This window comes from Bradyrhizobium sp. Ai1a-2 (assembly GCF_000426245.1).
GTDB lineage: Bacteria > Pseudomonadota > Alphaproteobacteria > Rhizobiales > Xanthobacteraceae > Bradyrhizobium.
This window is the reverse complement of record NZ_AUEZ01000047.1, coordinates 27,974-52,491: the sequence shown is the minus strand read 5'-3', so window position 1 is coordinate 52,491 and position 24,518 is coordinate 27,974. Positions and strand designations below refer to the sequence as shown.

The following is a 24,518-nucleotide window of genomic DNA, read 5'->3' as shown; positions in this document are numbered from 1 at the left end:
GCGAGGGAAAACCGGTGCCCACTTTTCCGGATCATGCCCTAGTTCTTGCCGACGATCCTGATCGGTCGCCCCTGGCTGATGAAGGCATAATGCCCCGGGCCAACGCTGCCAACCATCAGCGCTTCGACCGCGGGTTCGGCGATCTCGCCGGTTGCGGCCCAGTCCACCACGAAATTGGCGCCGGTGCCGCCGCGCACGTCGGAAATGGCGATGAAGACCTCGACGGTGGCGAGGGGCTTCAGCGCAACCGGCGCATTGAGATAGCTTTCAACCGGCTTGCCTTCGGTGTCGAAATAGGCGATCCGCTTCAATACGAGGGGCTTGGTCTCGGAGGTGTTGTGGACACTCAATGTCACCGAGAAATCGGCCCTGAGCCTGCCTTGGCTCATCGAGACACTGGAATAGACTGGGACATAGAACGAGCCGGAGACGGCGAGGTTCTCGGCGGGAACAACCGTCAGCGAACTCGCAAAAACCTGCTCGATGCTGCCGCTTTGCGCCACGGAGGGGCGGGAGGCGATCAGCGATGCCAGAATCGCCATAGACAGGCCAAGGGCGCGGATGTGACAGATTGCTCGTTTGACCCCCGTGCTTGGGTCTCTAGGTTGCGATGAGGAGAAGCCCCAAGACATGCATGAACTTATAGGTGATATTACTTTAAGCATCCTGTTCGCCTGGGTGCTCGGCCTGTTAGCTCATTTCTCCCGGCAACCCCTGATCCTCGCCTACCTTATCGCCGGGTTTTTGATTGGTCCATTCGGCACCGGACTGGTCAAGTCCCAGGAATCGATCAGCGTCATATCCGAGCTCGGCCTGATCTTCATGCTGTTCATGATCGGGCTCGAGATCGACCTGAAGAAGATCGTCCGCGCCGGCAAGGTTATCCTGTTCGCGGCCGGCGGCCAGCTTTTGGGCGGTTGCCTGCTCGGCATCCTGTTTTTCGTCGGTATCGGGCTGTCGATGGGCGGCGGCGGCAAGTTCGACGCGCTTTATCTCTGCGTCGCCTGCGCGCTCTCCTCGACCGTGATCATCGTCAAGGTGCTCTACGAGAAGCGCGAGCTCGATACGCTGCCCGGCCGCATCACGCTGGGCGTGCTGGTGCTGCAGGACATCTTCGCGATCCTGTTCCTCGCGGTGCAGCCGAGCCTCGACAACCTCCAGGTCAGCGTCATCCTGCTTTCGATCCTGCGCGTCGGCGTGCTGGTGGCGACAGCGCTGGTGCTGAGCCGCTATGTGCTGCCGCGGCTGTTCCAGCAGATCGCACGCCGCCCCGAACTGATCCTCCTTGGTGCGCTCGCCTGGTGCTTCCTGATCGGCGAGGTCGCCGAACGATTGCACCTGTCGCGCGAGATGGGCTCGCTGGTCGCCGGGGTGTCGCTGTCGACCTTCCCATATGCGCTCGACGTCACCGCCAAGGTCACCACCCTCCGCGATTTCTTCATCACGCTGTTCTTCGTCGCGCTCGGGATGACGATCCCGGTTCCCGGCCTCTCGGTGATCGGGCTTGCGCTATTGATCGCGGCGTTCACCGTGGCGAGCCGTCTGGTCACGACGTTTACCCCGCTCTATCTGATGAAACAGGGCTTGAGGGCCAGCCTGCTGCCGGCGATCAACCTGGCGCAGATCTCGGAATTCTCCCTGGTGGTGATCCAGACCGGCGTCGCCGCCGGGCATATCTCCACCGCGACATCGAGCGCGGCCTCCTTCGCTTTCGTCGTGCTGGCGGTATTGAGCACCTTCGCCATCACCAGGAGCGGGGAGATCACCCGTTCCCTGATTGGGCCGTTGAAGCGGCTCGGGCTCCACGACCTCGACCAGGCGCAGCCCGCGGAAGGGGGCCAGGAGGCCGGCCACGGCGAGACCCGCCGGATCGTCATCCTCGGCTTTTTCCGTGCCGCGAGCGCCCTGCTCAGCCAGATCGAGCGCGACAATGAAGCGCTGCTGGAGCAGATCAGTGTCATCGATTTCAACCCGCTGGTGTTCAGGACCTTGAAAGATCGCGGCCTGCACGTGATCTATGGTGACATCAGCAATGTCGATACGCTGGTGCATGCCGGCATCGGAAAGGCCGAGATCATCATCCTGAGCGTGCCGGATTCGCTCCTGGTCGGCGCCAACAATGAGAAGCTGGTCCGCCATGTCCGGAGCCTCAATCCGACCGCCAAGATCGTCGCGACCGCCGATTTGCTGGTCGACGTGAACGATCTCTACGCCGCCGGAGCCGACTATGCGATGGTGACGCGGCTCAGCGACGCGAAGGAGCTGTTCTCGGTGATCGAAGCGGCAGATGCCGGCCTGTTGCAAGAGAAGCGCGCCGAAATGGATGCGCAGCTCGGCGAACGGCGCGAGGTGTTGCCTTGAGATACGCCAGGTATGCCTGCCGACGCTGTTCTGGCCTGCGGATTGATGCTGGCGCGGGCTGCCGGTTCCGGCTAATGCACTGCCAGCAAAAAGCGAGATTTTGAGACATGGCCGATACCATTCAGGAAGTGTTGCAAGCCTTTGCGAGGGGCGAGCTCGTCGTCGTCACCGATGACGACGACCGGGAAGGCGAGGGCGATCTGATCGTCGCGGCGTCGCTCTGTACCGCCGACAAGATGGCGTTCATCATCCGCCACACCTCCGGCATCGTCTGCGCGCCGATCACCACCGACGATGCTAAGCGGCTGCGGCTCGACCCGATGGTCGCACACAACGATTCCAGCCACACCACCGCCTTCACCGTCTCGATCGACTACAAGCCCGATGGCGGCACCGGCATTTCGGCCGACGAACGCGCCTCCTGCTGCCGCGCGCTCGCCAATCCCAACGCCGGCGCCAATGACTTTGCCCGTCCCGGGCACATCTTCCCGCTGATCGCCCGCGACGGCGGCGTGCTCCTTCGCTCCGGGCATACGGAAGCCGCGGTCGACCTCTGCAAGCTCTCCGGCCTGCCGCCAGTCGGCGTCATCAGCGAATTGATGAACGACGATGGCACAGTGATGAAGGGCCAGCAGGTCGCCCGCTTTGCCGCCGCCAACAACCTCAAGCACGTCACCATCGCCGACCTGATCGCCTATCGCCAGGCCCGCGAGAAGCTGATCGAGCGGGTCGCGACGTTCACGACCGACAGCCCGATCGGCCCGCTACAGGGCTACGCCTACCGCTCGCCGTTCGACGAGATCATGCACGCCGCCTTCGTCTATAACGGCATCGGCGATGGCAAGAACGTGCTGACGCGGCTACATAAGCCGAACATCGTCAAGGACATCTTCACCGGCGGGGCTCGCATGGAAGCCGTTCTGCGGCAGTTCAAGAAGGCCGGCCGCGGTGTGCTGGTCTATTTGCGCGACGGCGCCGCCGGTGTTCCCGTCGAACCCGTCGGCGCGCAGCAGACCGCGGAAGCCGATCGCAACCGGCAATGGCGCGAGGTCGGCGTCGGCGCGCAGATCCTGCGCGATCTCGGCGTCACCTCGATCCGCAACCTCACCTCATCCGTGCACGACTACAAGGGATTGTCAGGTTTCGGCATCGAGATTGTCTCCAACGAGAAACTCGAGTGTTAGATGCCGTCATTCCGGGGCACGCGATAGCGCGAACTCGGAATCTCGATATTCCGGGTCTGGTGCTTACACACCATCCCGGAATGACAGTGAGGGAATCCAATGCAATTGCGCTTCCACTCACGGCGCTTTAGTTTATCGGTCAATTCCGAAACGACGACGCGAAAGGGATTTTCATGAGCGTGCGCCCCCAGGCCAAGGACAAGCCGGCAGCGGCTTCTTTCCAGTGGGATGATCCGTTCCTGCTCGATGACCAGCTCACCGAAGACGAACGCATGATCCGCGACACCGCGCGCGCCTATGCGCAGGACAAGCTCTTGCCGCGCGTCATCACCGCCTATCTGGAAGAGAAGACGGATCGCGAGATCTTCAGCGAGATGGGGGAACTCGGCCTGATCGGCGTCACGCTGCCGGAGGAATATGGCTGCGCGAATGCGAGCTACGTCGCCTATGGCCTCGTGGCTCGCGAGATCGAGCGGGTCGATTCCGGCTATCGCTCGATGAACTCGGTGCAGTCCTCGCTGGTGATGTACCCGATCTATGCCTATGGCGATGAGAACCAGCGCAAGAAATATCTACCCAAGCTCGCCACTGGAGAATGGGTCGGCTGTTTCGGCCTGACCGAGCCGGATGCGGGTTCCGATCCCGGCGGCATGAAAACCCGCGCCGAGAAGGTGTCCGACGGCTACCGGCTGACCGGCAGCAAGATGTGGATCTCGAATGCGCCGATCGCCGACGTCTTCGTGGTGTGGGCCAAGTCGGCCGCGCACGACAACCAGATCCGCGGCTTCGTCCTGGAGAAGGGCATGAAGGGCCTCTCTGCGCCGAAGGTCGGCGGCAAGCTGTCGCTGCGTGCCTCGATCACCGGCGAGATCGTGATGGACGGCGTGGTGGTGCCGGAGAGCGCGCTGCTGCCCAACGTTTCCGGCCTCAAGGGTCCGTTTGGCTGCCTCAACCGCGCCCGCTACGGCATCTCCTGGGGCGCGATGGGCGCCGCGGAGGACTGCATGCACCGCGCGCGGCAATATACGCTCGACCGCAAGCAGTTCGGCCGCCCGCTCGCCGCTACGCAACTGGTGCAGAAGAAGCTCGCCGACATGGAAACCGAGATCGCGCTTGGCCTGCAGGCCTCGCTTCGGGTCGGCCGGCTGATGGACGAGGGCAAGATGGCGCCGGAGATGATCTCCATCGTCAAGCGCAACAATTGCGGCAAGGCGCTCGACATCGCCCGCATGGCGCGCGACATGCACGGCGGCAACGGCATCCAGATCGAGTATCACGTGATGCGCCATACCGCGAATTTGGAGACCGTGAACACCTACGAGGGCACCCACGACGTGCACGCGCTGATGCTGGGCCGCGCGATCACCGGCATCCAGGCGTTTTCGTAAGCCACACGTCGATAGCGTAGGATGGGTAGAGCGCAGCGAAACCCATCTTAGCGCTTCACGCGCCGCGTGATGGGTTTCGCTGCGCTCTACCCATCCTACAGGACCGCATTCCGGGCACCCGCATGGCCGACAACGACGACATCCCGTTCAACCGCGATTTTCCGCTTCTGCCCGGCGTGGTCGACGAAGTCCGCCCCGGCGTGCGGCGCGTCCTCTGCAACAATCCGAGCGCGTTCACCTTCACCGGCACGGTCAGCTACATCGTGGGCAAGGGCAATGTCGCGATCATCGATCCAGGTCCGGACGATGAAGCGCATGCCAAGGCGCTCCTGGATGCGGTGCGCGGCGAGACCGTGACGCATATCCTGGTCACCCATACCCATCGCGACCATTCGCCGAACACCGCGCGGATCAAGCAGGCGACCGGCGCGCCCGTCTATGCCGAGGGCCCGCACCGCGCCTCGCGGCCGCGGTTCGAGAGCGAGAAGCATAATCCGGAGTCCGGTGCCGACCGCGACTTCAGGCCGGACGTCGAGGTCAAGAATGGCGACGTGATCGAAGGTTCCGGCTGGGCGCTGGAGGCGGTGGCGACGCCGGGCCATACCGCCAATCATTTGGCATTCGCCTGGCCGGAGCGCGGCATCAATTTCGTCGGCGATCACGTGATGGGCTGGTCGACCTCGATCGTGGCCCCGCCGGACGGCTCGATGATCGACTACATGGCTTCGCTGGAACGGCTCGAGCAGCGGCCCGAGGAACTCTATTTCTCCGGCCATGGCCCCGAAATCACCGAAGGTCCGCGTTACGTCCGCTTCCTGGCGCGACATCGGAAGGCGCGCGAAGCCTCGATCCTGCATCGCCTCGCCAAGGGGGAGGCCGACATCCCGACCATGGTGCGCGCGATCTATATCGGCCTCGATCCGCGGCTAACCGGTGCTGCCGGCTATTCGGTGCTGGCGCATCTGGAGGATCTCGTCGCCCGAGGCATCGTCGAAACCGACGGCGATCCCGTGATTGGGGGAACGTACCGGTTGGCGTGACGCGCAAATGGCGGACGGTCCGTCCGCCATTCGCTTGTGTCGTGCGCGTCAGTGTGTCGCCAGCGGGCAGCCGCCCTTGTCAAGCGGACGGAACGCTTCGTCGCCCGGCACGGTGGCGAGCAGCTTGTAGAGGTCCCATTCGCCCTTGGATTCCGAGGGCTTCTTGACCTCGAACAGGTACATGTCGTGCACCATGCGCCCGTCGACGCGGATCTTGCCGTTCTTGGCGAAGAAATCGTTCACCGGCGTGGCCCGCATCTGCGCCATCACCTTTGGCGCCTCGTCCGTGCCGATGGCTTCGATCGCCTTCAGGTAATGCATCGTCGCCGAATAGAGCCCGGCCTGGATCATGGTCGGCATGTGCCCGACCTTCTCGTTGAAGCACTTCGAGAAAGCCCGCGTCTCGTCGTTCATGTCCCAGTAGAACGCGTCGGTGACGATCAGGCCCTGGGTCGCCTGGATGCCAAGCGAATGCGTGTCGGTGATCTCCTGCAACAGCGCGATCATCTTCTGGCCGCCCTGGGTGAGGCCGAATTCAGAGGCCTGCTTCAGCGCGTTGGTGGTATCGCCGCCGGCGTTCGCGAGCGCCACGACCTTGGCCTTCGAGGCCTGCGCCTGCAGCAGGAAGGAGGAGAAGTCGGAGGTGTTGAGCGGGTGGCGGACCTCGCCAAGCACCTTGCCGCCGCTTTCCTTGACGACGTTGGCGGCATCACGCTGCAGCGCCATGCCGAAGGCATAGTCGGCGGTGACGAAGAACCAGGTATCCTCGCCGCGCTTGACCATCGCCTTGCCGGCGACGTTCGACAGCGCATAGGTGTCGTAGGTCCAGTGCACGGTGTTGGGCGAGCAGGCGACGCCGGTGAGGTCGGACGAGCCGCCGCCGGAATTGATGTTGATCTTGTTCTTCTCGCGCGTCAGCGCCGAGATCGGCAACGCGACCGAGGAGGTCGGCACGTCGAAGATCGCATCGACCTTCTCGTTGTCGTACCAGTTCCTGGCGATGGCAACGCCGACATCCGGCTTATTCTGGTGGTCGGCGAAGACCACCTCGACCGGCTTGCCCTTCACCTTGCCGCCGTAATCGGCGACCGCCATCTGCACTGCGGCGACCGAGCCCTTGCCGGTGGCATCGGCATAGAGGCTGGACATGTCGGTGAGCACGCCGATCTTGACCACGTCGTCGGAAATCTGGGCATTGGCGGCGCCGCCGGAGGCAGCAAGCGCGAGACCCGCCGCAAGGGCGGCCGCAAGCGGTTTCATTGTTTCTTCTCCCTGGCTTCTTGTTGAGGGCTTTGATTAACGCCGCCAGTTCTATCCGGTGCCAACAGGCCAGCAAAGCCCCCCAACACGACGGTGCGGCCGCAGGGGAGGTCTGCGCGCGCGGTCCGTAGCCCGGGTGGAGCGCAGCGCAACCCGGGACGCCTGTATCAGCACTGACGAGCGGCCCCGGGTTACGCTTTCGCTCCACCCGGGCTACGGCAATCCCCGCAGGGCGAGGGACAATTAAAGCGCCGGCAGCTTGCTGATGGCAACGTCGATCGCGCCCTCGGTTTCCACGATCACGCGCAGCGTCTTCGAATCGAAGGCGATGCCGGCAAGTCGCAGGCTCGTGATCTCGGTCGAAACCTTCACGCCGTCGTCATTCTTCTGGTAATCGGCGATCGCGGCGGCGAGCTTCTCGCGGGCGTTGCTCGCGAACGGCTTCAGGTCGATGGTCATCTTCTCCGCGAGGGCGCGTTGCAGTTGCGGCACCGCCGCGCGCGCTGCAGCACCCAGCAGGCCGAAGGCGGCTTCGGATTCGACGGCCAGCTCGATATCGGTCAGCCGCACGATCTGCTGCGCCTGGTCCAGCACCGGCCGTCCCCAGATGTGCACGGTGGCCTCGGCGCCGAAGCCGAAGAAGCTCTTCTTCTCCTTTGCGTTCACCAACAGCGAGATCAACAGGCGATCGCCGGAGGCCGCCACGCTCGCGTGCTTCACCGTGACGTCGACCGGACCGGAGCCATCCTCGGGGAAGGTCTTGCCGGCGAGCTGCGCTTCCAAAAGCTTTGTCAGCGACACAAAGGACATGTCGACGGGCATGCCGATGCTGACATGGCCCGGCGTCTGAGGTCCGATCAGGATCGTCGCCGGGAACGGGCAGTCCGGCTTGGTCGGCGCCTCCGTGATCCGGGTCTCGGCTTCGATGCCGAGCGTCAGCGTCACCGCGGATGCGTCGACGCGCGGCTGCGCCGCCAGCGCACGGATCGGGCGAAGCTCCAGCCACAATGGCGGCATATTGGGGATGGCGCCTGCGCCTTGCAGCGGGATCGAGCGGCAGGCTTTCGTCCATTGCGCGCGTGCATTCTGCTCGAAGGTCGGATCGTTGCGCATCCGCGTCTGCACGGCGGTCAATTGGTCAGCGACGGTCTTGTCGATCAGCGGCTTGACCTGCGCCGGCACGTTGACGCGGACGCCTGCGACCGACAGGCCGGTGTCGCCGAGATTGACCTGCGCCTGGAGATTCGGCTCGATGCGCCAGGCCGCGGCCAGCCGGGGCCGCGAGGTGACGACCACATTGCCTTTGATCTCGGCATTGGCATTGATCTGCTTGATGTTGACGTCACCGATCTGCTTGGCGGCATTGGCGCCGAGCAGGCTGCCGAGCACGTCGCCGATCGCGCCCGTCGCCTTCGCCGACAGCGAGCCTGTGACGTTGAGCGCGCCTGTCAGCGGCGTGGTGAGCGACAGCACGTCCTCAGCCCCGGTCGCCGCGATCGGCCCACGCGAGGCAGTCCAGCCGATATCGGCATTCTGCAGGATCTGCGGCACCGGATTGTCGGCCTTGCCGCTGAAAGTCTTCGGCGTACCGCGGTCGGCGACGTCGCGGATCGCTGACAACGCCACAGCGATCGGCGCCATCACCACCGAGCTGCGCGGCGCAGGCGGCAGCGGCGGCAATTCGGCCAGCGGCGGTGCCGGCACCGCGGCGGGCGGCGACAGCCAGTCCATGGCCTTCAGGCTGAACAGAAACGACGCCGCAACCACCACGACGCCAATCACTATCGTCTTCGGATGCATCTGCAGACGCATCATTCCCCCGGATCAAGAAGCTCTCGATTCGCTTATTATAGGGAAGGGGAAAGATACGCCAGTGAGGCGAAGCGGTGTCCGCTCTGCGGCGTTTCTGGGCTGGGCACGGTTTGGCCGAACCTGCTCTGTGCGTAGCCCCGGGTGAAGCGTCAGCGTAACCCGGGACCACTCGACATCGTTCAGGCAGGCGTCCCGGGTTGCGCTACGCTCCACCCGGGCTACGAGAGCCCGCGAAATGAAAAACGGCCCCGGCGCGAGGCCGGAGCCATTTTCGATTGGATCTCGGAGGGATCAGCGGATGGTCGCACCGAGATCGGCGCGGCGGTCGGTCATTGGCAGCACGATCACCTTGGTTCCGACGTTGACCCGGGAATAGAGGTCGATCACGTCTTCATTGATCAGCCGCAGGCAGCCGGACGAAACGTGGGTGCCGATTGTTCCCGGTGCATTGGTGCCGTGGATGCGATAGACGGTGCCGCCGAGATACATGGCACGGGCGCCGAGCGGGTTGCCGGGACCGCCGGCCATGTAGCGCGGCAGATAGGGCTGGCGGGCGATCATTTCCGGCGGCGGGGTCCAATCCGGCCATTCCGCCTTCTTGGTGATGGTCTGGACGCCGGACCAGGTGAAGCCATCGCGGCCGACGCCGATGCCATAACGGATCGCCTGGCCGTTGCCGAGCACATAATAGAGATAGGTGTGCGGGGTATCGATGATGATTGTGCCCGGCGCCTCACGCGTCGTGTAATTGACGACCTGGCGGCGCAGGCGCGCGGGCAGTTCGAACCGGCCTTCACCCTGCGGCGGCGTAGCTTCAACCGGGGGCGGCGGGGCCCCTTCGGTCGGCGGCGCCATGATGAACGGGAAGAACGGCAGCGGAGCGGCCGCGCTCGACGTCGAAAAGCTAATGGTGCCAATCGCAAGTGCGCCCAAAGCGACGGCGGCAAGGCGCGAGTTTCGCTTGATGGAATTGAACATTGTCGACCCCTGTCTGACTACACCCTGTGGCACCGTTTGTGGTCTGGCGCCTCGTTGGATCAATCCAGTACAGGTCGAGCGTTTCGGGACGTTTGCACGAAATCGCCAAAATGGTTTCGTGGGGGTAAGGAATTGTTTCGTTAAGATTTCGTCGCCGCATTGCGTCACTGCGCGGAGGCTGCCCAACCTACGTTCTTGACTCGCCGTTTGCGTCACGGGCAAAGTGTTGGTGAAATTAAAAGAAAAACAAACGCATCAGGCGAAAAGGCCTGTTGCGGCAGGGAGTTTAGAAATGAAGCCATTCTTGAAATGGCTCGCAGCCGCGAGCATTCTCGGTCTCGGTATTTCCACCCAAACCGCTTTAGCCCAGCAGCCCATCCGCATAGGTGTGCCGACCGCCATCCAGCTCCAGGTCGGGCGCGACACCCAGAATGCAGCGAAGCTGGCGGCCGACGAGATCAACGCCAAGGGTGGCGTGCTCGGCCGCAAGCTCGAGATCGTCGTCGCCGATGAGACCGAGAACCCCGAGCAGGGGATCGCCGCGATTAAGAAGCTCACCGCCGACGACAAGGCCGACGTCCTGATCGGCGGTTACACCTCTGGCGTCACGCTCGCACAATTGCCGCACATCTCCCGCGCCAAGACCATCTATATCGGCGTCGGCGCCGCTTCGCCCGCGATCACCGCGAAGGTGAAGGGCGACTACGACAATTACAAATATATTTTCCGCGCCTTCCCGATCAACGCGGCGCACCAGGCCCGCGCGCTTGTCGACTTCATCAACGGCAAGCTCAAGGACGACATGAAGTTCACCAAGATCGCGATCGTCGGCGAGAACGCGAAATGGGTGCAGGATCTGGTGCCGATCCTCAAGAAGGGGGCGATCGACGGCGGTTCCGAGGTCAAGCTCGCCGAATTCTTCGATACTTCGACCGCGGACTTCTCGCCGCTGTTTGCCAAGGTCAAGGACAGCGGCGCGCAGTACCTGATCGTGATCCTGTCGCACGCGTCGTCGGACGTGTTCGTCAAGCAGTGGCATGACGCGCAGGTTCCAATCCCGATCGGCGGCATCGACGTCAAGAGCCAGGACGCCGACTTCTTCAGCCGTGTCGGTGGCAAGGCCAATAGCGAGACGGTGGGCATGTTCGCGATCCGCGCGCCGCTGACGCCCAAGACCATTCCGTTCTGGGATGAGTTCGTGAAACGCTACGGCACCGCGCCTGTCTACACCGGCATCGGCGCCTATGATGCGGTCTACGTCTATGCCGACGCGGTTGCCCGCGCCAAGTCGACCGAAGCCGACGCCGTCATCAAGGAGCTCGAGAAGACCGACCATGTCGGCATCGCCGGCAAGATGGTGTTTGACGAGCTGCATGACGTCAAGACCGGCCCCGGCCTGCAGAACCTCTTGTTCGTGCAGTGGCAGCCGAACGGCGAACGCGTCGTGGTCTGGCCGAAGGAAGCGGCCACCGGCAAGATGATCGCTCCGCCCTGGATGAGCAACTGATCGCGTCTGTTCCCGCTGGGCGACCGGCCCGCTCCGTGTGGCCGGTCGCGTCAGCGTGGGAAAGTGGGCTCTCGCGACGTTCGACAGGGATAGCATGCTTGAAATTCTGATCTATGGCGCGGTGTCGAGCGCGATCTACGCCATGCTCGCGGTCGGCTTCACGCTGATCTTCGGTGTGGCGCGGATTCTCAACCTCGCGCATGGCGCGTTCTACGCGCTCGGCGCTTACGCGGCCTATGTTTTCACCAGCCTGTTGCACTGGCCATTGTTCATCGCGGCACCGCTGGCGGTGCTTTCGGTGGCGCTGTTCGGCGTGTTGATGGAGCGGTTCCTGGTCCGGCCGCTGCGCTATTCGCAGCTCGCGGTCCTGATGATCACGCTCTCGGTGTCGCTCGCGGTCGAGCAGGGGCTGTTCATCACCTTCGGTTCTGAATACCGCAACGTGCCGTCCTTCGTGGCTGAGAAAGTTTCGATCGGCGGCGTCGACATCGGCGGGCAGCGTCTGCTCGCACTGATCGCCGGCGTGCTCGTGCTCCTCCTGTTGTGGCTGTTCATCCAGCGCACGCGGCTCGGGGCCGCGATCCTCGCGGTGTCGCAGGATCCGGAGGCCGCGCAATATATGGGCATTCCCACCAACCGCATCTTCTCGGTGGTGATGGCGATCTCGGCCGGCACCGCGGCGCTCGCGGGCGTCCTGGTCTCGCCATTCCTCACGGTGCAGCCGACCATGGGATTGCTGCCGATGGTGAAGGCGTTTGCCATCGTCATCGTCGGCGGGCTCGGATCGATCCCCGGCAGCATCCTGGCCGCGCTCCTGCTCGGCTATTCCGAGACCATCGTCGCCTACCTCATTTCGTCCTCATGGACCGAACTGGTGTCGCTGGTCGCCGTGGTCATTACATTGATGATCAAGCCGTCCGGATTGCTCGGCCGGCGGGCGGCGTTCTGATGAAGCAGCTTTCCATCGTCGACCTTTCCGGCGCCATCGCCGTCGTGGCGTTGCTGGCCCTCGCGCCGGTGCTGCTCAACAGCAACTATTTCACCGGCGTCCTCACCGTCTGCGTGATCTATGCGATCTGGGCGGCGAGCTGGGACTTCATGTCCGGGCTCACCGGCCGCGAGAATTTCGGTCACTCGCTGTTCATCGGCGCCGGCGCCTACACCGCGGGCTTCCTCGCCACCGTCTGGTACGCCAACCCCTGGTACAGCCTGCCGACGGCGGTGGTGGTCGCGGTCGCCTTCAGCCTGATCGTCGGCTTCCCGACGCTGCGGCTGCGCGGGCCATATTTCGCGCTCGCCATGCTGTCGGCCTCCGCCATCATGCAGCGGCTCTGCCTGATCTTCTGGGAGTATAGCGGCGGCGAGGAGGGGCTCTACGGCCTCGATCCGCTGATCCAGTCGCCGCTGCACTACTACTGGTTCGTGCTGGCGGTCCTGGTCGCGGCGGTCGCGATTCTCACCGCGCTGGCGCAATCGCATTGGGGCCTCTTGCTGCGCGCGATCCGCGGCGACGAAGCGACCTGCCAGGCCGCCGGCATCAACGTCACCTTCTACAAGATCGCCTCGCTGACGATCAGCGCGGCCTTCGCCGGCCTCGGAGGCGCGCTGTACGCGCACTACCAGTTGCAGGTCAGCCCGCCGCTGTTCTCGGTCGTGGTGTCGATCACGGTGATCATCATGGTCTATGTCGGCGGCATCGGATCGATCTATGGCCCGGCGCTCGGGGCGATCATGCTGACGCTCTTGACCGAGCTCCTGCGCTCGTTCGGCGAATATCGGCTCTGGGTCTATACGCTGACCTTGATGCTGATCCTGTTCTTCCTGCCCAACGGGCTGATCGCACCGCTGTGGCGGCGGCTGACGGAGCGCTTCCGATGAGCGCCATTCTTGAAGTGAAGGACCTCTCCAAGCGCTTCGGCGGCCTCACGGCGACCAGGAACGTCAGCTTCTCGCTTGAGCCCGGCGAGCTCACCGGCATTCTCGGGCCGAACGGCGCCGGCAAGACCACGTTGTTCAACCTGCTCACCGGCTTCATCGCCGCCGACACCGGCAGCGTCCTGTTCGAGGGGCAGGAGCTGCGAGGATTGGCGCCGCACAAGATCGTCAACCGCGGCGTCGCCCGCACGTTCCAGCTCACGCGGCCTTTCCTTGGCATGACGGTGCTGGAGAACGTTGTCGTCGCCTGCCTGTCGCCGCGGGCGCGCGACGCGCATGACAAGGAGGCGCGTGCGCAGGAGCTGCTCGACCACGTCGGCCTCGGGTCCAAGGCGCGTGAGCCGGTCGAGACGCTGCCCTATGGCGACCTGCGGCGGCTGGAGATCGCGCGTGCGCTTGCGACCAAACCGAACCTGTTGCTGCTCGACGAACCCTTCGCCGGGCTCGGCAGCAGCGAGATCGAACCGCTGGCGCAATTGATCAAGCGGCTGCATCGCGAGCAGAAGCTGACGATCCTGTTGATCGAGCACAAGCTGCGTGAGTTCATGGCGCTGGTCTCCCGCGTCATCGCGATCGATTTCGGCGAGATCATCGCGATTGCACCGCCGTCCGAGATCGTGCGCAACCCGCGGGTGATCGAGGCCTATATCGGCAAGACGGAGGCCGCGCATGCCTCTGCTTGAAGTCAAAGATCTCAGCGTGCGCTACGGCAAGGCGCTGGCCGTCGAGCAGGTCAGCGTCACCGTCGACAAGGGTGAGCTGGTCGGCGTGCTCGGCCCGAACGGCGCCGGCAAGACCACGCTGTTGAAAGCGATCTCGCGCGCCATCGGCTCGACCGGCACGCTGAAATTCAAGGGCCAGACGCTGGAGCGGCTGCCGCCCTATGACGTCGTCGCCCGCGGCATCTGCCACTGCCCGGAGGGGCGGCGGCTGTTCCCGGAATTGTCTGTCCTGAAGAACCTGCAGCTCGGCGCCTATCTCAGGAGCAACAAGGCCGAGATCGGCGAGGACCTCGAACGCGTGTTCTCGCTGTTTCCGGTGTTGAAGGAGCGCCAGCAGCAGCAGTCGAGCACGCTGTCGGGCGGCGAGCAGCAGATGGTGGCGATCGGCCGCGCCATGATGGGGCGTCCGGAATTGCTGCTGCTCGACGAGCCCTCGGTCGGCATCGCGCCTCGGCTGAAGGGGCTGATCTTCGACGCCATCGAGAAGATCAGGAAGGACGGCACCGCGATCCTGATCGTCGAGCAGGACGCTACCGCGACCTTGCGCATCGCCGACCGCGTCTACGTGCTCGAGCACGGCCGCACCGTCCGCGAAGGCCGCGCGAAGGATTTGGCCGGCGACGAATATATCCGTCAGGTGTATCTGGGTGTTTGAGTTTGTAGCCCGGGTGGAGCGCAAGCGTAACCCGGGGCCGCTGGTAACCGTTGAAGCAGATATCCCGGGTTGCGCTTCGCTCCACCCGGGCTACGGCTCACCCCGACCCTCTCCCCGTAAGGAGGGGGAGAGGAGGCAACGCCAACTCGGGCGCGCGCGGCGCATCTGGCGGAGCAATGCCGAGCATGGCGCGGCGGTCGGCGACGGCGTGGTGGAGCTGGTCGAGCGCGAGCCCGATCGCGGAGAGGTCGCCTTCCTCGATCGCCCCGTCGTCGTAGCAGTCGAGCGCCTCGCGCAGCACGCCATCGGCCTCGGCCTGCATCTTCTCGAGCGCTTCCGGCGTCTCGGCCTGCCGCACCCTGCTGATCAATTCGAGCAGGCTGTCGCGATGGTCCAGATAGCGATCGCGCTCATCGCGGCGCCAAGCATGCCGCAGCCAGGCGCCGACCGATCCGAGGCCTGACAGGCCCAGGATCGCGAACCAGATGTAGTCGCTATATTTGTCCATGAAGGTGCGTTCGGTGCCGTCGATATAGGCGGCTGCGCCCGGATGCGCCGGCAGTGCTGCGTCCTTGTCGGTGTCGGGTTTCTCGATGTTCGCCGCCGCCGGGACTTCCCGCGCGAGCTGCTGGCGCACATTGAAGAGCTGGCGGACGAAAGTCCCGATCGCGGTGTCCGAGAACGAATGCAGCGCGATGATGAGATGATCGACGCTGACGGTTTCGACCTTGTCGTCGGGCCAGGCCGGCGAGGATGAAAAGATGCTTCCCGCGATCTCCGCCGATTCATAGAGCGGATGCTTCGCAGCGATCGCCTCGGAGACGTCGATCGGCAAGAACTTCGGCTCGCCGCGTGCGGCGGCCGTCGCGGCGATCGCGCCCGCGGTGATCTTGCTGTCGAGCGGGCCGACCGCCATGTAGGCATCGAGCGTCATATCGCGCGCCATTTCGGCGGTCTGGTTGACGGCGAATTGGCTCACCGCGACCTTGTCCGGATTGACGCCGGACTCGCTCAGGATCACACGCAGCAACGTGACGTTGGCGTCCGACCGCCCGATTACGCCGATGCGGTGGCCGTCGAGATCGTCGATGCTCTTGATCTTTGGCGTTGGCGGTCGCTTCGCTCCTTTCGCGCGCAGGCCGGAGGGCGCCCACAGCACCACGACATTCTTGCGCAGGATCGCGACCGCATCGGCGTTGGCGGGCAGGTTGAGGTCGGCGCGCGCCACCGCCATGTCCACTTTCGAGCTGGTCAATGCCGCAATGCTTTCCGCGGCGTTTTCCGTCGGCACCGGTGACAGGCGCACCTGGCTCTGATCGCGGGCGAAGGTCTGCGCCAGCGCCTGGATCAGCTTCTGGTCGTCGCTGCCGGGAGGGGCGACCGCGATCGTCAGCGTAACGGGCCGCAGGAAATAATAGAGCGTGCTGGCGGCGATGCCGAACAGGAGCAGGCCGGCCGCGAGAATCAGCAGCGAATAGTTTTTTCGCTTCCGCCGGGGACGCTTTGCAGCGGGATCTTCGCGCGTCTCTGACATCGTTCTGTCATGTTAGCCGAAAAAGCGTGTGAGCAGGCCGAAAAACCTTCCTTACATATCGATGACGTCATACGCCTGAAATATCAATGTCAGAACTTCCCTTCCGAAGAATCATTAACGCTTCGGGTTTTCGAGATGCGGATAATAGTTGCAACCGACGCCTGGCATCCGCAGGTCAATGGCGTGGTGCGCACGCTAACGTCGCTGCAGCGTAGCGCGGCGGCGCTCGGCGCCGAGATCACTTTCCTGACACCGGAAGGGTTTCCTTCCATCGGCGTGCCGACCTATCCGGGGCTGCGCGTCGCGCTGCCGAACCGGCGCGAGATCGCGCGGCGGATCGAGGTGGCGGATCCGGAGGCGATCCACATCGCGACCGAAGGTCCGATCGGCTGGGCGGTGCGCGGCTATTGCCTGCGGCACAAGCTTGCCTTCACGACGTCCTACACGACGCGCTTCCCGGAATATGTGTCGGTCCGCACGGGGCTTCCGGCCAGCGTCGGCTACTGGATCCTGCGCCGCTTCCATGCCGCTGGCGCCATGACGATGGTCGCGACCGTCTCGCTTCGCCAGGAACTGGCCGAACGCGGTTTTCGCAAGCTCGGTTTCTGGACGCGCGGCGTCGATACCGAGCTGTTCAATCCCGATCATCCGGCCAAGCTCGATCTGCCGCGGCCGATCTTCATGACCATGGGCCGCGTGGCGGTGGAGAAGAATCTCGAAGCGTTCCTGTCGCTGGATCTGCCGGGCACCAAGGTCGTGGTTGGCGACGGCCCGCAGAAGGCGGAACTCGAGCGGAAATACCCGAACGCCGTCTTCCTCGGCGAGAAGACCGGGCAGGACCTCACCTCGCATCTCGCTGCCGCTGACGTGTTCGCGTTCCCGAGCCTGACTGACACCTTTGGCGTGGTTCAGCTCGAAGCGCTGGCCTGCGGCACGCCGGTCGCGGCATTTCCGGTCACCGGCCCGAAGGACGTCATATCGGATCATCCGATCGGCGCGATCGATGACGATCTGCGCAGCGCATGCCTGCGCGCGCTCACGATGTCGCGAGAGGCGTGCCGGAACTTCGCGCTGCAGCGTTCCTGGGAGAACAGTGCGCGGCAGTTCATCGGCAATCTCTCCGCGTTGCAGCCGACTCGGGTGCTACGTCCGGCCCGCCACGTCGCGAGCCGCAGTGCGGTGCAAGGTTAAATTGAAGCATGATCCGGAAAACCGGGAACCGGTTTTCCGAAGAGATCATGCTTAAACAAGAGGAGAGAGCGGGACGACGCTTCGCCGAAGGGTCGTCCCCGCTCTGGAACTAGAAGGCGTATCTTCGATGGCAGATAACATCATCAAACTCGACGGAAGCAGCCAGTTGGATTTTGATCGTGAGACGGTCGAGCAGGCTTACGACCGCTGGGCTCCGGTCTACGACCTCGTGTTCGGCGGCGTGTTCAAGAAGGGCCGGGCCGCGGCGATCCAGGCCACCAACAAGATCGGCGGCCGTGTGCTCGAGGTCGGCGTCGGCACCGGCATCTCGCTGCCGCTTTACGCGCCGCATGTCCGCATCTTCGGCACCGATATTTCGGAAGCGATGCTGGACAAGGCGAAGAAGCGCGTGGCCGAGCTCGGCCTGAAGAATATCGAAGGGCTCGCGGTGATGGACGCCGAGAAGCTCGAATTTCCCGACAACTCGTTTGACGTGGTGATGGCGCAATATGTCGTCACCGCAGTGCCGAATCCGGAAGCCGCGCTCGATGAATTCGCACGCGTGCTGCGCCCGGGCGGCGAGCTCATCATCCTGACCCGCGTCAGCGCCGATGCCGGCGTGCGCCGCTTCATCGAGCAGAGGCTGCAGCCGGTCGTGCGTCCGCTCGGCTTCCGCACCGCGGAGTTCGCCTGGTCGCGCTACACCAAGTGGCTTGCCGGCGCCAAGGGCATTGAGCTGGCGGAGCGTCGCCTGATCCCGCCGCTCGGCCATTTCTCGCTGGTCCGCTTCCGCAAGGCTGAGGTGGCCAAGGCCGCCTAACTCGCCTGCATCTGCCGACCCTCATGGTGAGGGGGCGCCTTGGCGCCGTCTCCGGACGAAGCTTCGCCTCGCCTGGAGAACCATGAGGCCGCGGTGCTCGTCCGCGCCTCATCCTTCGAGACGCTTGGCTCGCGCAAGCTCCTCAGGATGAGGGAAGACGATCGCCTCGCCTCGTTGCGTCACCGCGTCGCTGCGCACTGTCATATGTCATTATGATGATGTCACACGGCGTACATCGAATCCCTGTAACCAACGTCCCGAAAGCCTTTTTGGGGGAACGAATGATCAAGAATTTTCTGCAGGAACTGCGTACCCAGCGCTGGGACGACCACCGCTACTATCATCACAGCCGGATCAATCAGAGCCTGCACTTCGTCAGCGCCCTGAGCTTCGTGTTCGCCTATGTGATGCTGTTCTTCGATCCGGCGATCTCGGCGCTGGTCGGCTGGCTGGTCTCCATGACCTCGCGCCAGGCCGGTCACTTCTTCTTCGAGCCCCGTGGCTACGACCACATCAACCAGGCAACCCACGAGCACAAGGAAGAGATCAAGGTCGGCTACAACCTGCAGCGCAAGGTGGTGCTGATGGCGATCTGGGGCTTCTCGCCGCTGGTGCTCCTCGCCGATCCGACCCTGTTCGGCCTGTTCGCCCCCTGGGAGACGGTTGCTGACTTCACCCGTCAGGTCGCCAAGATCTGGCTCGCGGTCGGCATCGGCGGGCTCCTGTTCCGCACCGTGCACCTGTTCTTCATCCGCGACATCGAGACCGGCCTCGTCTGGATGACCAAGATCATCACCGACCCCTTCCACGACCTGAAGCTCTACCACAAGGCGCCGCTCGCGCTCCTCAAGGGCGAGCTGATCGATCCCGGCCTTCACCTCGCCGGCGAATTGGAAGAGAAGCACGCCTGAGCGCCTGCTGCCAAAAGATTGACTTCGCTGTGTTCACTTGCGTCATGCCCGGGCTCGTCCCGGGCATCCTTGTCTCTGGCCCTGTCACTGGCGCCGTCATTCCGGGCATCCGCGATCGACGCTGCTCCCCCTCTCCCGCTTGCGGGGGAGGGCCGGGGTGGGGGTGCCACCGCGATTCGCGCTGTTCGATCGTGGGGAGAGAGCCCTCACCCGGCGCTACGCGCCGACCTCTCCCGCAAGCGGGAGAGGTGAAGCATCTCGCTCTACCGCCCGAACTTCCCGGCGAGCATCTCGCGCAGGATCTGCCGCTTGATGTCCTTGTTGGTGACGCCGGGCTTCTGCCACCACCAGCTGTCGCGCTTCATCTTCTCGCAAGCGGCAACGAAGCGATCGGCGACCTCCGTGAAATCGGCGTCGCTGGTGTTCAGGCCGAAGATCAGGCGCCCGGTGCCGACCCAGCTCAGCGCCAGCCCTTCGGCGCGCAGGTAATATTGCAGCATCCAATTGTACCGGGACGGCTCGGTGTAATGGACGGTCCAGATCGACGAGAAATTGGCGACGCGGACCGGGAGCTCCGCCGCAGTCAGCCGGTCGTTGAGCTGCTTGGCACGGCCGTTCCAGGTCTCGTCCAGCCCGTTATAGACCGAACGGAAATTCGGGCTGGCGAGCCGGCTCAGGAACTCGTCCATCGCCGTCATCACGTAGGGATGCGAATTGAAGGTGCCGCGGGCGAAGCAGACGTCGGCGGGCTTGTCGTCGCGGAAGCGCCGCATCAGGTCCTTGCGGCCGCAGACCACGCCGACGGGCAGGCCGCCGGCCAGGCTCTTGCCGTAGGTCACCATGTCGGCGCGCACGCCGAAATATTCCTGCGCGCCGCCGGCCGCGATCCGGAAGCCGACGAACACCTCGTCGAAGATCAGCACGATGCCGCGCTCGGTGCAGACCTCGCGCAGCTTCTTCAGCCATTCGGTATAGGCGGCGCGATCGAACTTGCTGCCGCGGGAGCTGTCCACCAGGGCGGAATCGCCGGGTGCATTGGCATTCGGATGCAACGCCTGCAGCGGATTGACCAGCACGCAGGCGATGTCGCGCCGCGTGCGCAGCACGTGCAGCGTCTTTTCCGACATGTCCGCGAGCGTATAGGTCTCGTGCGGCGAGACCGGGTTGCCGACGCCGGGCTGCACGTCGCCCCACCAGCCGTGATAGGCGCCGGCGAAGCGGACGAGATGCGTGCGGCGGGTGTGGTAGCGCGCCAGCCGCACGGCCTGCATCACCGCTTCGGTGCCGGACATGTGGAACGAGACCTCGTCGAGGCCCGAGATCGCGCACAGCCGTTTGACGTTGTCGAGGATAACAGGGTGGTAGGGGCCGAGCACCGGGCCGAGCGCGTGCGCGCGCTTCTCACCCTCGGCGATGCACTCCTTGTAGAAGTCGTTGCCGAAGATGTTGACGCCGTAGGAGCCGGTGAGGTCGTAAGACACATTGCCGTCGACATCGGTAACGGTGACGCCCGAGGACGACTCCATGAAGGAGCTGGTGCTCAGATGCTCGCGCACCAGCCGGCTGAACTGGAACGGCACGCGGTAGCTCTCGGTGAACTGCAGGTCGGAGATGTGCTGCGCGGCCTCCGCCGTCATCTGCCGGCCCCTGGCATAGCGCTGGGCGTAGAGGCCGGCGAGGCGGAAGAAGCCGTCCTGCCGCTGCATCGCGATTTCGCGCGGCGCGCCGTCGACGGCGAAGAATTTGTCGATATCGAATTCGTAGTGGGGTACCAGCCGCGCGACCATCTTGGACATTTTGGAATGTCCGGTCAGCGAGCGATGCTTGGCGCGCGACAGCGCCAGGCGGGCCTGAATCTTGGGGAAGGCTGCGGCGGCGCCGGCGATCGCGGCGGCGGACAGCGAGAGAATCGGAAGGGATGTTTCCATGCCAGAAGCGCTAACGTCGCCAGCTAACAGATTCATGACAGTCCGCGGCCTGATTTCGTCGATAACCCAGCAGGAGGACCTGAATTTCCTGCTGACCAACCGCATCCCGCGGGCGGCCGTGACCCGCTTCATGGGTTGGTTCTCCAAGATCGAGAACCCGGTGGTGCGGGACCTCTCGATCGCCTGCTGGCGGCTGTTCTCCGACCTCGATTTGTCGGAGGCCAGGAAGACCGAATTCAAGAGCCTGCATGATTGTTTCACGCGCGAACTCCGGCCCGGGCTGCGCCCGTTCGATCCCGCCCCCGCCGTCATCGCCAGCCCGTCGGATGCCATCATCGGCGCGCATGGGCGGATCGAGGACACTAGGCTGTTCCAAATCAAGGGCGCGCCCTATGCGCTCCTCGACCTGCTCGGCGATCCCGCGCTGGTCGAGCAGCACCGTAACGGGCGCTTCGTCACCTTGCGGCTGACCTCGAGCATGTATCACAGGTTCCATGCGCCCGCGGATTGCCGGATCGAGAAGGTCACCTTCATCCATGGCGACGTCTGGAACGTCAATCCGATCGCGCTGAAGCGGGTCGAGCGGCTGTTCTGCAAGAACGAGCGTGCGGTGCTTGAAGCTCGGCTCTCCACCGGCGAGCCGCTGACGCTGGTGCCGGTCGCAGCGATCCTGGTCGCGAGCATCCGGCTGCATTTCCTCGATCGCACGCTGAATGCGCAGACCAAGGGCCCGGTCACGTTCCCCTGCGACGCCAGCGCGCACAAGGGCGACGAACTCGGCTGGTTCGAGCACGGCTCCACCATCATCGTGCTCACCCCCGATCATTTCGAGTTTTGCGACAATGTTACCGACGGCGCCCGCATCCGCGCCGGCGAGCCGCTGCTCAGGAAACCATCAGCGTAGAGCCACGCACGCGGCTCCCCGGAGCGAAGCAATCCATGCTGCCACTTGCTGAAACGTGGATTGCTTCGTCGCTGTCGCTCCTCGCAATGACGGAAGATCCAATCTCGATTTTGCTGCCGGAAGCTCCTATATGCTCCCGACACGATTCGGCATTCGGGCAATTCGGGAGCAAAGATGGCGCGGACGCCCGTTCTGGCGGCGGGAGGCATTGTGCTGCGGCGGCAAGCGACGCCGCTGATAGCGGTCGTGCGCCTGCGCAAGCGGAACGAATGGGTGCTGCCCAAAGGCAAGCTCGACGACGGCGAGACGCCGCGCGCGGCCGCCGAGCGCGAGGTGCTGGAAGAGACCGGGCAGGAGGTGTCCGTGCACGAATTCCTGGGCACGCTGGTCTACGACTCCGGCGGCCGCTTCAAGGTCGTGCACTACTGGCGCATGGAAGCGGGCGACGAGCAGGCTTACGAATTGATGTACGACATCAAGGCGGTCGATTGGCTGCCGCTTGAGGACGCGCTTGAACGGCTGTCGCGCGATCACGAGCGCGCCTTCCTTGAGAACGTCGGCCCGATCGCGCTGCAGGCCGCGGCCCTCAGCGGAGCCACGCGGCGGAAGGCGGCCAAGCCGGCAACGCGGCGGCCCCGCCGTACGGTCACGCCGCCGCCATCGGTCAGCGAACCGACCACTGCGCCCGAGCCCGCCCAGCTCGATGCGCCCGTCGCGCAGGAGGAGCCGCTCTCTATCACCGAGGCGGTGGAGCCTGCGATCTCTGCTCCTGCGCCGGAGAGCGAGATCCCGCCGCCGTTTGCTCCGGAGATTGAGCCTGTCGTGATCGACGCGGTACCGATGCGGCCGTCACATGCACCTCGCAGGAACCTGATCCAGCGCGTCAGAGACTGGTTCGGCCGCGCGGCCTGAGCGCGCGCGAACTGTTCAATCGCCGCGCCGCTCTCTCCTGCCGTCCCTCAATGGAAGTTGCCGTCGCGGTTGCACCGTTGGGCGATTCAGCAATCCGGGTCGTTGCACGCCGGGGGCACCTTGCCTGAATCCACCCTGTCGCGGTTGTCCCTCGCGGATCGAGGGCGGCTGCCCAATCCGCTGCGGCGCGCGTGACGGCTCTGCGCTTTGCCGCGGGGCACCCTGCTGTCCGGTACGCGGGAGCGGAGTGCCGCCGGGTTGTCCGGGTAGCGTGTGCTGATCGGTGCGCGACGGACCCGCCTGCTGCGGTCCGCCGGGACGCTGCTGCAAGCCCTGCCGGTCAGGCGCGCCCGGTTGCCGTTGGCCCGGACGGTTCTGCTGGCCCGGCAACATATTCTGCCGCTGCGGGCCCGGCCGGAACGGCTGGCCGCGGTTCGGATAGGGCACGCCCGGATTGGCGCGGCGGAACGCGCGCTGCTCGCCCACGAGCTGCCGGCCGAAATTCTGCGTGGTGTGAAGCTGGCGGACGAAGCCGCGGTCGCGCTGGATCTGCAGCGCAGATATCGTCAGCGGCACCGCGGTGAAGCGCGCTCCGCCGACACCGTCCGGCCGGATCGTGAAGCCGCTGGCGCCGCGCGTCAGTGTTCCCAGCTGCGCGCCGCCGCGGTCGTTGATCTCGATCCGGCCAACGCGGCCGTCGGCATCGGGATAAAGCTTGATGGCGACGTTGTTGGATGTCGCGGTCGCGCCTTCGGGCACCTCGACCAGACCGGTGGTGCCGCGAATGCCGAGCGTTGCGGTCGGCGTTGATATCCGCATGTCGCCGGTCTTGGCGACGCTGGCGGCAACGAAGGCGAGCGTGCCCTTGACGACGTCGAACAGCGCGGCGTTGCTTTTGCCGCCTTCGTCGTAGACATATTTGTCGATCGTGATCCTGGCGCTCGCCGACAGCTTGAACGTGGTGGCATCGTTGAAGGTGATGCCGAGTGCCGACTTGGCCTGTGTCTCCACGACGTCGCCGGCAAAGATGTCGTCCCTGATCTGCAGCGCCGTCGTCGCGTTGTTTCTGATAACGCTGGCGCTGCCGGTGAGATCGGCGACATTGCCGATCGGCTCGGCGGCGGCTTGCTGCGCATCTTGCGTCGGCGCTGCGGGAGTCGGAGCGGCCGGTGCGGCCGGAGCCTGCGACGGAACTGGCAAAGGCTGCGCCTGCGCGAGTTGCATCGAGTCGGCTGCGGCCGGCGAATTGGGCGCGCCGCTCAACAACAATCCGATCGCAAACAGAAGTGCGAAAGAGTGGCGGCGCCGCGTCACAAGAGATTCCCGGAGAGATCAAGACAGGCGAGGGCGGCAATATCAGCTGCGCCGTGCTGAACACCGTATGAATGGGTGCGCCATCCTTCAGCCGTCATTCCGGGGCGTGCGAAGCACGAACCCGGAATAACACGGCGCTCTACGCCGTCATTGCGAGCCAAC

General features: G+C 64.5%; 21 protein-coding genes. 14 read left to right on the top strand and 7 right to left on the bottom strand.

Going from position 1 to position 24,518, the window contains the following annotated elements; genetic code table 11:
* Window positions 1-38: 38 nt before the first annotated feature.
* Entirely contained in the window at window positions 39-542 is a 504-nt protein-coding gene (locus K288_RS0126520; protein ID WP_043160758.1) for a DUF3124 domain-containing protein, read from the bottom strand.
* An 88-nt stretch (window positions 543-630) separates the two neighbouring features.
* Between K288_RS0126520 and K288_RS0126515 the strand changes: the two genes are divergently transcribed.
* From K288_RS0126515 to K288_RS0126500, 4 genes are all read left to right on the top strand, one after another.
* Window positions 631-2,361 (top strand): cation:proton antiporter, encoded by a 1,731-nt coding sequence (locus tag K288_RS0126515; protein WP_027582297.1) that lies wholly within the window; start codon window positions 631-633, stop codon window positions 2,359-2,361.
* 107 nt (window positions 2,362-2,468) lie between these two features.
* Complete coding sequence (gene ribB / locus K288_RS0126510) at window positions 2,469-3,545, top strand: 3,4-dihydroxy-2-butanone-4-phosphate synthase (protein ID WP_027582296.1); 1,077 nt, start codon at window positions 2,469-2,471, stop codon at window positions 3,543-3,545.
* Window positions 3,546-3,718: 173 nt separating this feature from the next.
* Entirely contained in the window at window positions 3,719-4,933 is a 1,215-nt protein-coding gene (locus tag K288_RS0126505) for an acyl-CoA dehydrogenase (RefSeq protein ID WP_027582295.1), read from the top strand.
* A gap of 122 nt (window positions 4,934-5,055) precedes the next feature.
* Entirely contained in the window at window positions 5,056-5,973 is a 918-nt protein-coding gene (locus K288_RS0126500; protein WP_027582294.1) for an MBL fold metallo-hydrolase, read from the top strand.
* A 48-nt stretch (window positions 5,974-6,021) separates the two neighbouring features.
* Here the strand turns inward: K288_RS0126500 and K288_RS0126495 are convergent, their stop codons facing one another.
* The 3 genes from K288_RS0126495 to K288_RS0126485 all read right to left on the bottom strand — a co-directional run bounded on the left by K288_RS0126495 (window position 6,022) and on the right by K288_RS0126485 (window position 10,023).
* Window positions 6,022-7,233: an ABC transporter substrate-binding protein gene (locus K288_RS0126495; RefSeq protein WP_027582293.1), complete on the bottom strand. Its 1,212-nt coding sequence runs from the start codon at window positions 7,231-7,233 to the stop codon at window positions 6,022-6,024.
* 243 nt (window positions 7,234-7,476) lie between these two features.
* Window positions 7,477-9,045, bottom strand: coding sequence for a DUF4403 family protein (locus K288_RS0126490; protein ID WP_027582292.1), 1,569 nt, complete (start codon window positions 9,043-9,045; stop codon window positions 7,477-7,479).
* Window positions 9,046-9,336: 291 nt separating this feature from the next.
* Window positions 9,337-10,023, bottom strand: coding sequence for a L,D-transpeptidase (locus tag K288_RS0126485; protein ID WP_027582291.1), 687 nt, complete (start codon window positions 10,021-10,023; stop codon window positions 9,337-9,339).
* Window positions 10,024-10,315: 292 nt separating this feature from the next.
* On the opposite strand from K288_RS0126485, the gene K288_RS0126480 reads away from it, so the two are divergent.
* The 5 genes from K288_RS0126480 (at window position 10,316) to K288_RS0126460 (ending at window position 14,842) form a co-directional block, all read left to right on the top strand.
* Window positions 10,316-11,530, top strand: a complete 1,215-nt coding sequence (locus tag K288_RS0126480; protein WP_027582290.1) for an ABC transporter substrate-binding protein — start codon at window positions 10,316-10,318, stop codon at window positions 11,528-11,530.
* A 94-nt stretch (window positions 11,531-11,624) separates the two neighbouring features.
* On the top strand, window positions 11,625-12,479 hold the full coding sequence (locus K288_RS0126475; protein ID WP_027582289.1) for a branched-chain amino acid ABC transporter permease: 855 nt from the start codon (window positions 11,625-11,627) through the stop codon (window positions 12,477-12,479).
* Window positions 12,479-13,408, top strand: coding sequence for a branched-chain amino acid ABC transporter permease (locus K288_RS0126470; protein ID WP_027582288.1), 930 nt, complete (start codon window positions 12,479-12,481; stop codon window positions 13,406-13,408). The genes K288_RS0126475 and K288_RS0126470 overlap by 1 nt, the downstream gene beginning before the upstream one ends.
* Complete coding sequence (locus K288_RS0126465; RefSeq protein ID WP_027582287.1) at window positions 13,405-14,148, top strand: ABC transporter ATP-binding protein; 744 nt, start codon at window positions 13,405-13,407, stop codon at window positions 14,146-14,148. Before K288_RS0126470 ends, K288_RS0126465 begins: the two co-directional genes overlap by 4 nt.
* Window positions 14,135-14,842: an ABC transporter ATP-binding protein gene (locus K288_RS0126460; RefSeq protein ID WP_043160757.1), complete on the top strand. Its 708-nt coding sequence runs from the start codon at window positions 14,135-14,137 to the stop codon at window positions 14,840-14,842. Before K288_RS0126465 ends, K288_RS0126460 begins: the two co-directional genes overlap by 14 nt.
* 97 nt (window positions 14,843-14,939) lie before the next feature.
* Here the strand turns inward: K288_RS0126460 and K288_RS46605 are convergent, their stop codons facing one another.
* Window positions 14,940-16,376 carry a TAXI family TRAP transporter solute-binding subunit gene (locus tag K288_RS46605; RefSeq protein ID WP_084799736.1) on the bottom strand — a complete coding sequence of 479 codons (1,437 nt, stop codon included), beginning with the start codon at window positions 16,374-16,376 and terminating at the stop codon, window positions 14,940-14,942.
* A gap of 135 nt (window positions 16,377-16,511) precedes the next feature.
* Between K288_RS46605 and K288_RS0126450 the strand changes: the two genes are divergently transcribed.
* The 3 genes from K288_RS0126450 (at window position 16,512) to K288_RS0126440 (ending at window position 19,298) form a co-directional block, all read left to right on the top strand.
* On the top strand, window positions 16,512-17,567 hold the full coding sequence (locus K288_RS0126450) for a glycosyltransferase family 1 protein (protein ID WP_027582285.1): 1,056 nt from the start codon (window positions 16,512-16,514) through the stop codon (window positions 17,565-17,567).
* Between the two features lie 127 nt (window positions 17,568-17,694).
* Window positions 17,695-18,387, top strand: a complete 693-nt coding sequence (locus K288_RS0126445) for a methyltransferase domain-containing protein (protein WP_027582284.1) — start codon at window positions 17,695-17,697, stop codon at window positions 18,385-18,387.
* Window positions 18,388-18,668: 281 nt separating this feature from the next.
* Complete coding sequence (locus K288_RS0126440) at window positions 18,669-19,298, top strand: membrane protein (protein WP_027582283.1); 630 nt, start codon at window positions 18,669-18,671, stop codon at window positions 19,296-19,298.
* 263 nt (window positions 19,299-19,561) lie between these two features.
* Here K288_RS0126440 and K288_RS0126435 read toward each other — a convergent pair whose 3' ends face one another.
* A complete protein-coding gene (locus K288_RS0126435; RefSeq protein WP_027582282.1) occupies window positions 19,562-21,226 on the bottom strand; it encodes an aminotransferase class III-fold pyridoxal phosphate-dependent enzyme in 1,665 nt (554 codons plus the stop codon).
* A 34-nt stretch (window positions 21,227-21,260) separates the two neighbouring features.
* Between K288_RS0126435 and asd the strand changes: the two genes are divergently transcribed.
* Together asd and K288_RS50210 are read left to right on the top strand one after the other, a co-directional pair.
* Entirely contained in the window at window positions 21,261-22,130 is an 870-nt protein-coding gene (asd, locus tag K288_RS0126430) for an archaetidylserine decarboxylase (RefSeq protein WP_027582281.1), read from the top strand.
* A 174-nt stretch (window positions 22,131-22,304) separates the two neighbouring features.
* Window positions 22,305-23,042 (top strand): NUDIX hydrolase, encoded by a 738-nt coding sequence (locus K288_RS50210; RefSeq protein WP_043160753.1) that lies wholly within the window; start codon window positions 22,305-22,307, stop codon window positions 23,040-23,042.
* A gap of 15 nt (window positions 23,043-23,057) precedes the next feature.
* On the opposite strand, the gene K288_RS46595 is transcribed toward K288_RS50210, so the two are convergent.
* Window positions 23,058-24,356 carry a FecR domain-containing protein gene (locus K288_RS46595; protein ID WP_043160751.1) on the bottom strand — a complete coding sequence of 433 codons (1,299 nt, stop codon included), beginning with the start codon at window positions 24,354-24,356 and terminating at the stop codon, window positions 23,058-23,060.
* Window positions 24,357-24,518: the final 162 nt, after the last annotated feature.

Bases quoted from the DNA above. Each gene is read 5' to 3' on its own strand.
- K288_RS0126470 (WP_027582288.1), top strand. From the start codon at position 12,479: ATGAAGCAGCTTTCCATCGTCGACCTTTCCGGCGCCATCGCCGTCGTG.
- K288_RS0126445 (WP_027582284.1), top strand. From the start codon at position 17,695: ATGGCAGATAACATCATCAAACTCGACGGAAGCAGCCAGTTGGATTTT.
- K288_RS0126460 (WP_043160757.1), top strand. From the start codon at position 14,135: ATGCCTCTGCTTGAAGTCAAAGATCTCAGCGTGCGCTACGGCAAGGCG.
- K288_RS0126450 (WP_027582285.1), top strand. From the start codon at position 16,512: ATGCGGATAATAGTTGCAACCGACGCCTGGCATCCGCAGGTCAATGGC.
- K288_RS0126475 (WP_027582289.1), top strand. From the start codon at position 11,625: ATGCTTGAAATTCTGATCTATGGCGCGGTGTCGAGCGCGATCTACGCC.
- K288_RS0126465 (WP_027582287.1), top strand. From the start codon at position 13,405: ATGAGCGCCATTCTTGAAGTGAAGGACCTCTCCAAGCGCTTCGGCGGC.
- asd (WP_027582281.1), top strand. From the start codon at position 21,261: ATGACAGTCCGCGGCCTGATTTCGTCGATAACCCAGCAGGAGGACCTG.
- K288_RS50210 (WP_043160753.1), top strand. From the start codon at position 22,305: ATGGCGCGGACGCCCGTTCTGGCGGCGGGAGGCATTGTGCTGCGGCGG.
- K288_RS0126485 (WP_027582291.1), bottom strand. From the start codon at position 10,023: ATGTTCAATTCCATCAAGCGAAACTCGCGCCTTGCCGCCGTCGCTTTG.
- ribB (WP_027582296.1), top strand. From the start codon at position 2,469: ATGGCCGATACCATTCAGGAAGTGTTGCAAGCCTTTGCGAGGGGCGAG.
- K288_RS0126515 (WP_027582297.1), top strand. From the start codon at position 631: ATGCATGAACTTATAGGTGATATTACTTTAAGCATCCTGTTCGCCTGG.
- K288_RS46605 (WP_084799736.1), bottom strand. From the start codon at position 16,376: ATGTCAGAGACGCGCGAAGATCCCGCTGCAAAGCGTCCCCGGCGGAAG.
- K288_RS0126495 (WP_027582293.1), bottom strand. From the start codon at position 7,233: ATGAAACCGCTTGCGGCCGCCCTTGCGGCGGGTCTCGCGCTTGCTGCC.
- K288_RS0126505 (WP_027582295.1), top strand. From the start codon at position 3,719: ATGAGCGTGCGCCCCCAGGCCAAGGACAAGCCGGCAGCGGCTTCTTTC.
- K288_RS0126480 (WP_027582290.1), top strand. From the start codon at position 10,316: ATGAAGCCATTCTTGAAATGGCTCGCAGCCGCGAGCATTCTCGGTCTC.
- K288_RS0126435 (WP_027582282.1), bottom strand. From the start codon at position 21,226: ATGGAAACATCCCTTCCGATTCTCTCGCTGTCCGCCGCCGCGATCGCC.
- K288_RS0126490 (WP_027582292.1), bottom strand. From the start codon at position 9,045: ATGCGTCTGCAGATGCATCCGAAGACGATAGTGATTGGCGTCGTGGTG.
- K288_RS0126440 (WP_027582283.1), top strand. From the start codon at position 18,669: ATGATCAAGAATTTTCTGCAGGAACTGCGTACCCAGCGCTGGGACGAC.
- K288_RS0126520 (WP_043160758.1), bottom strand. From the start codon at position 542: ATGGCGATTCTGGCATCGCTGATCGCCTCCCGCCCCTCCGTGGCGCAA.
- K288_RS0126500 (WP_027582294.1), top strand. From the start codon at position 5,056: ATGGCCGACAACGACGACATCCCGTTCAACCGCGATTTTCCGCTTCTG.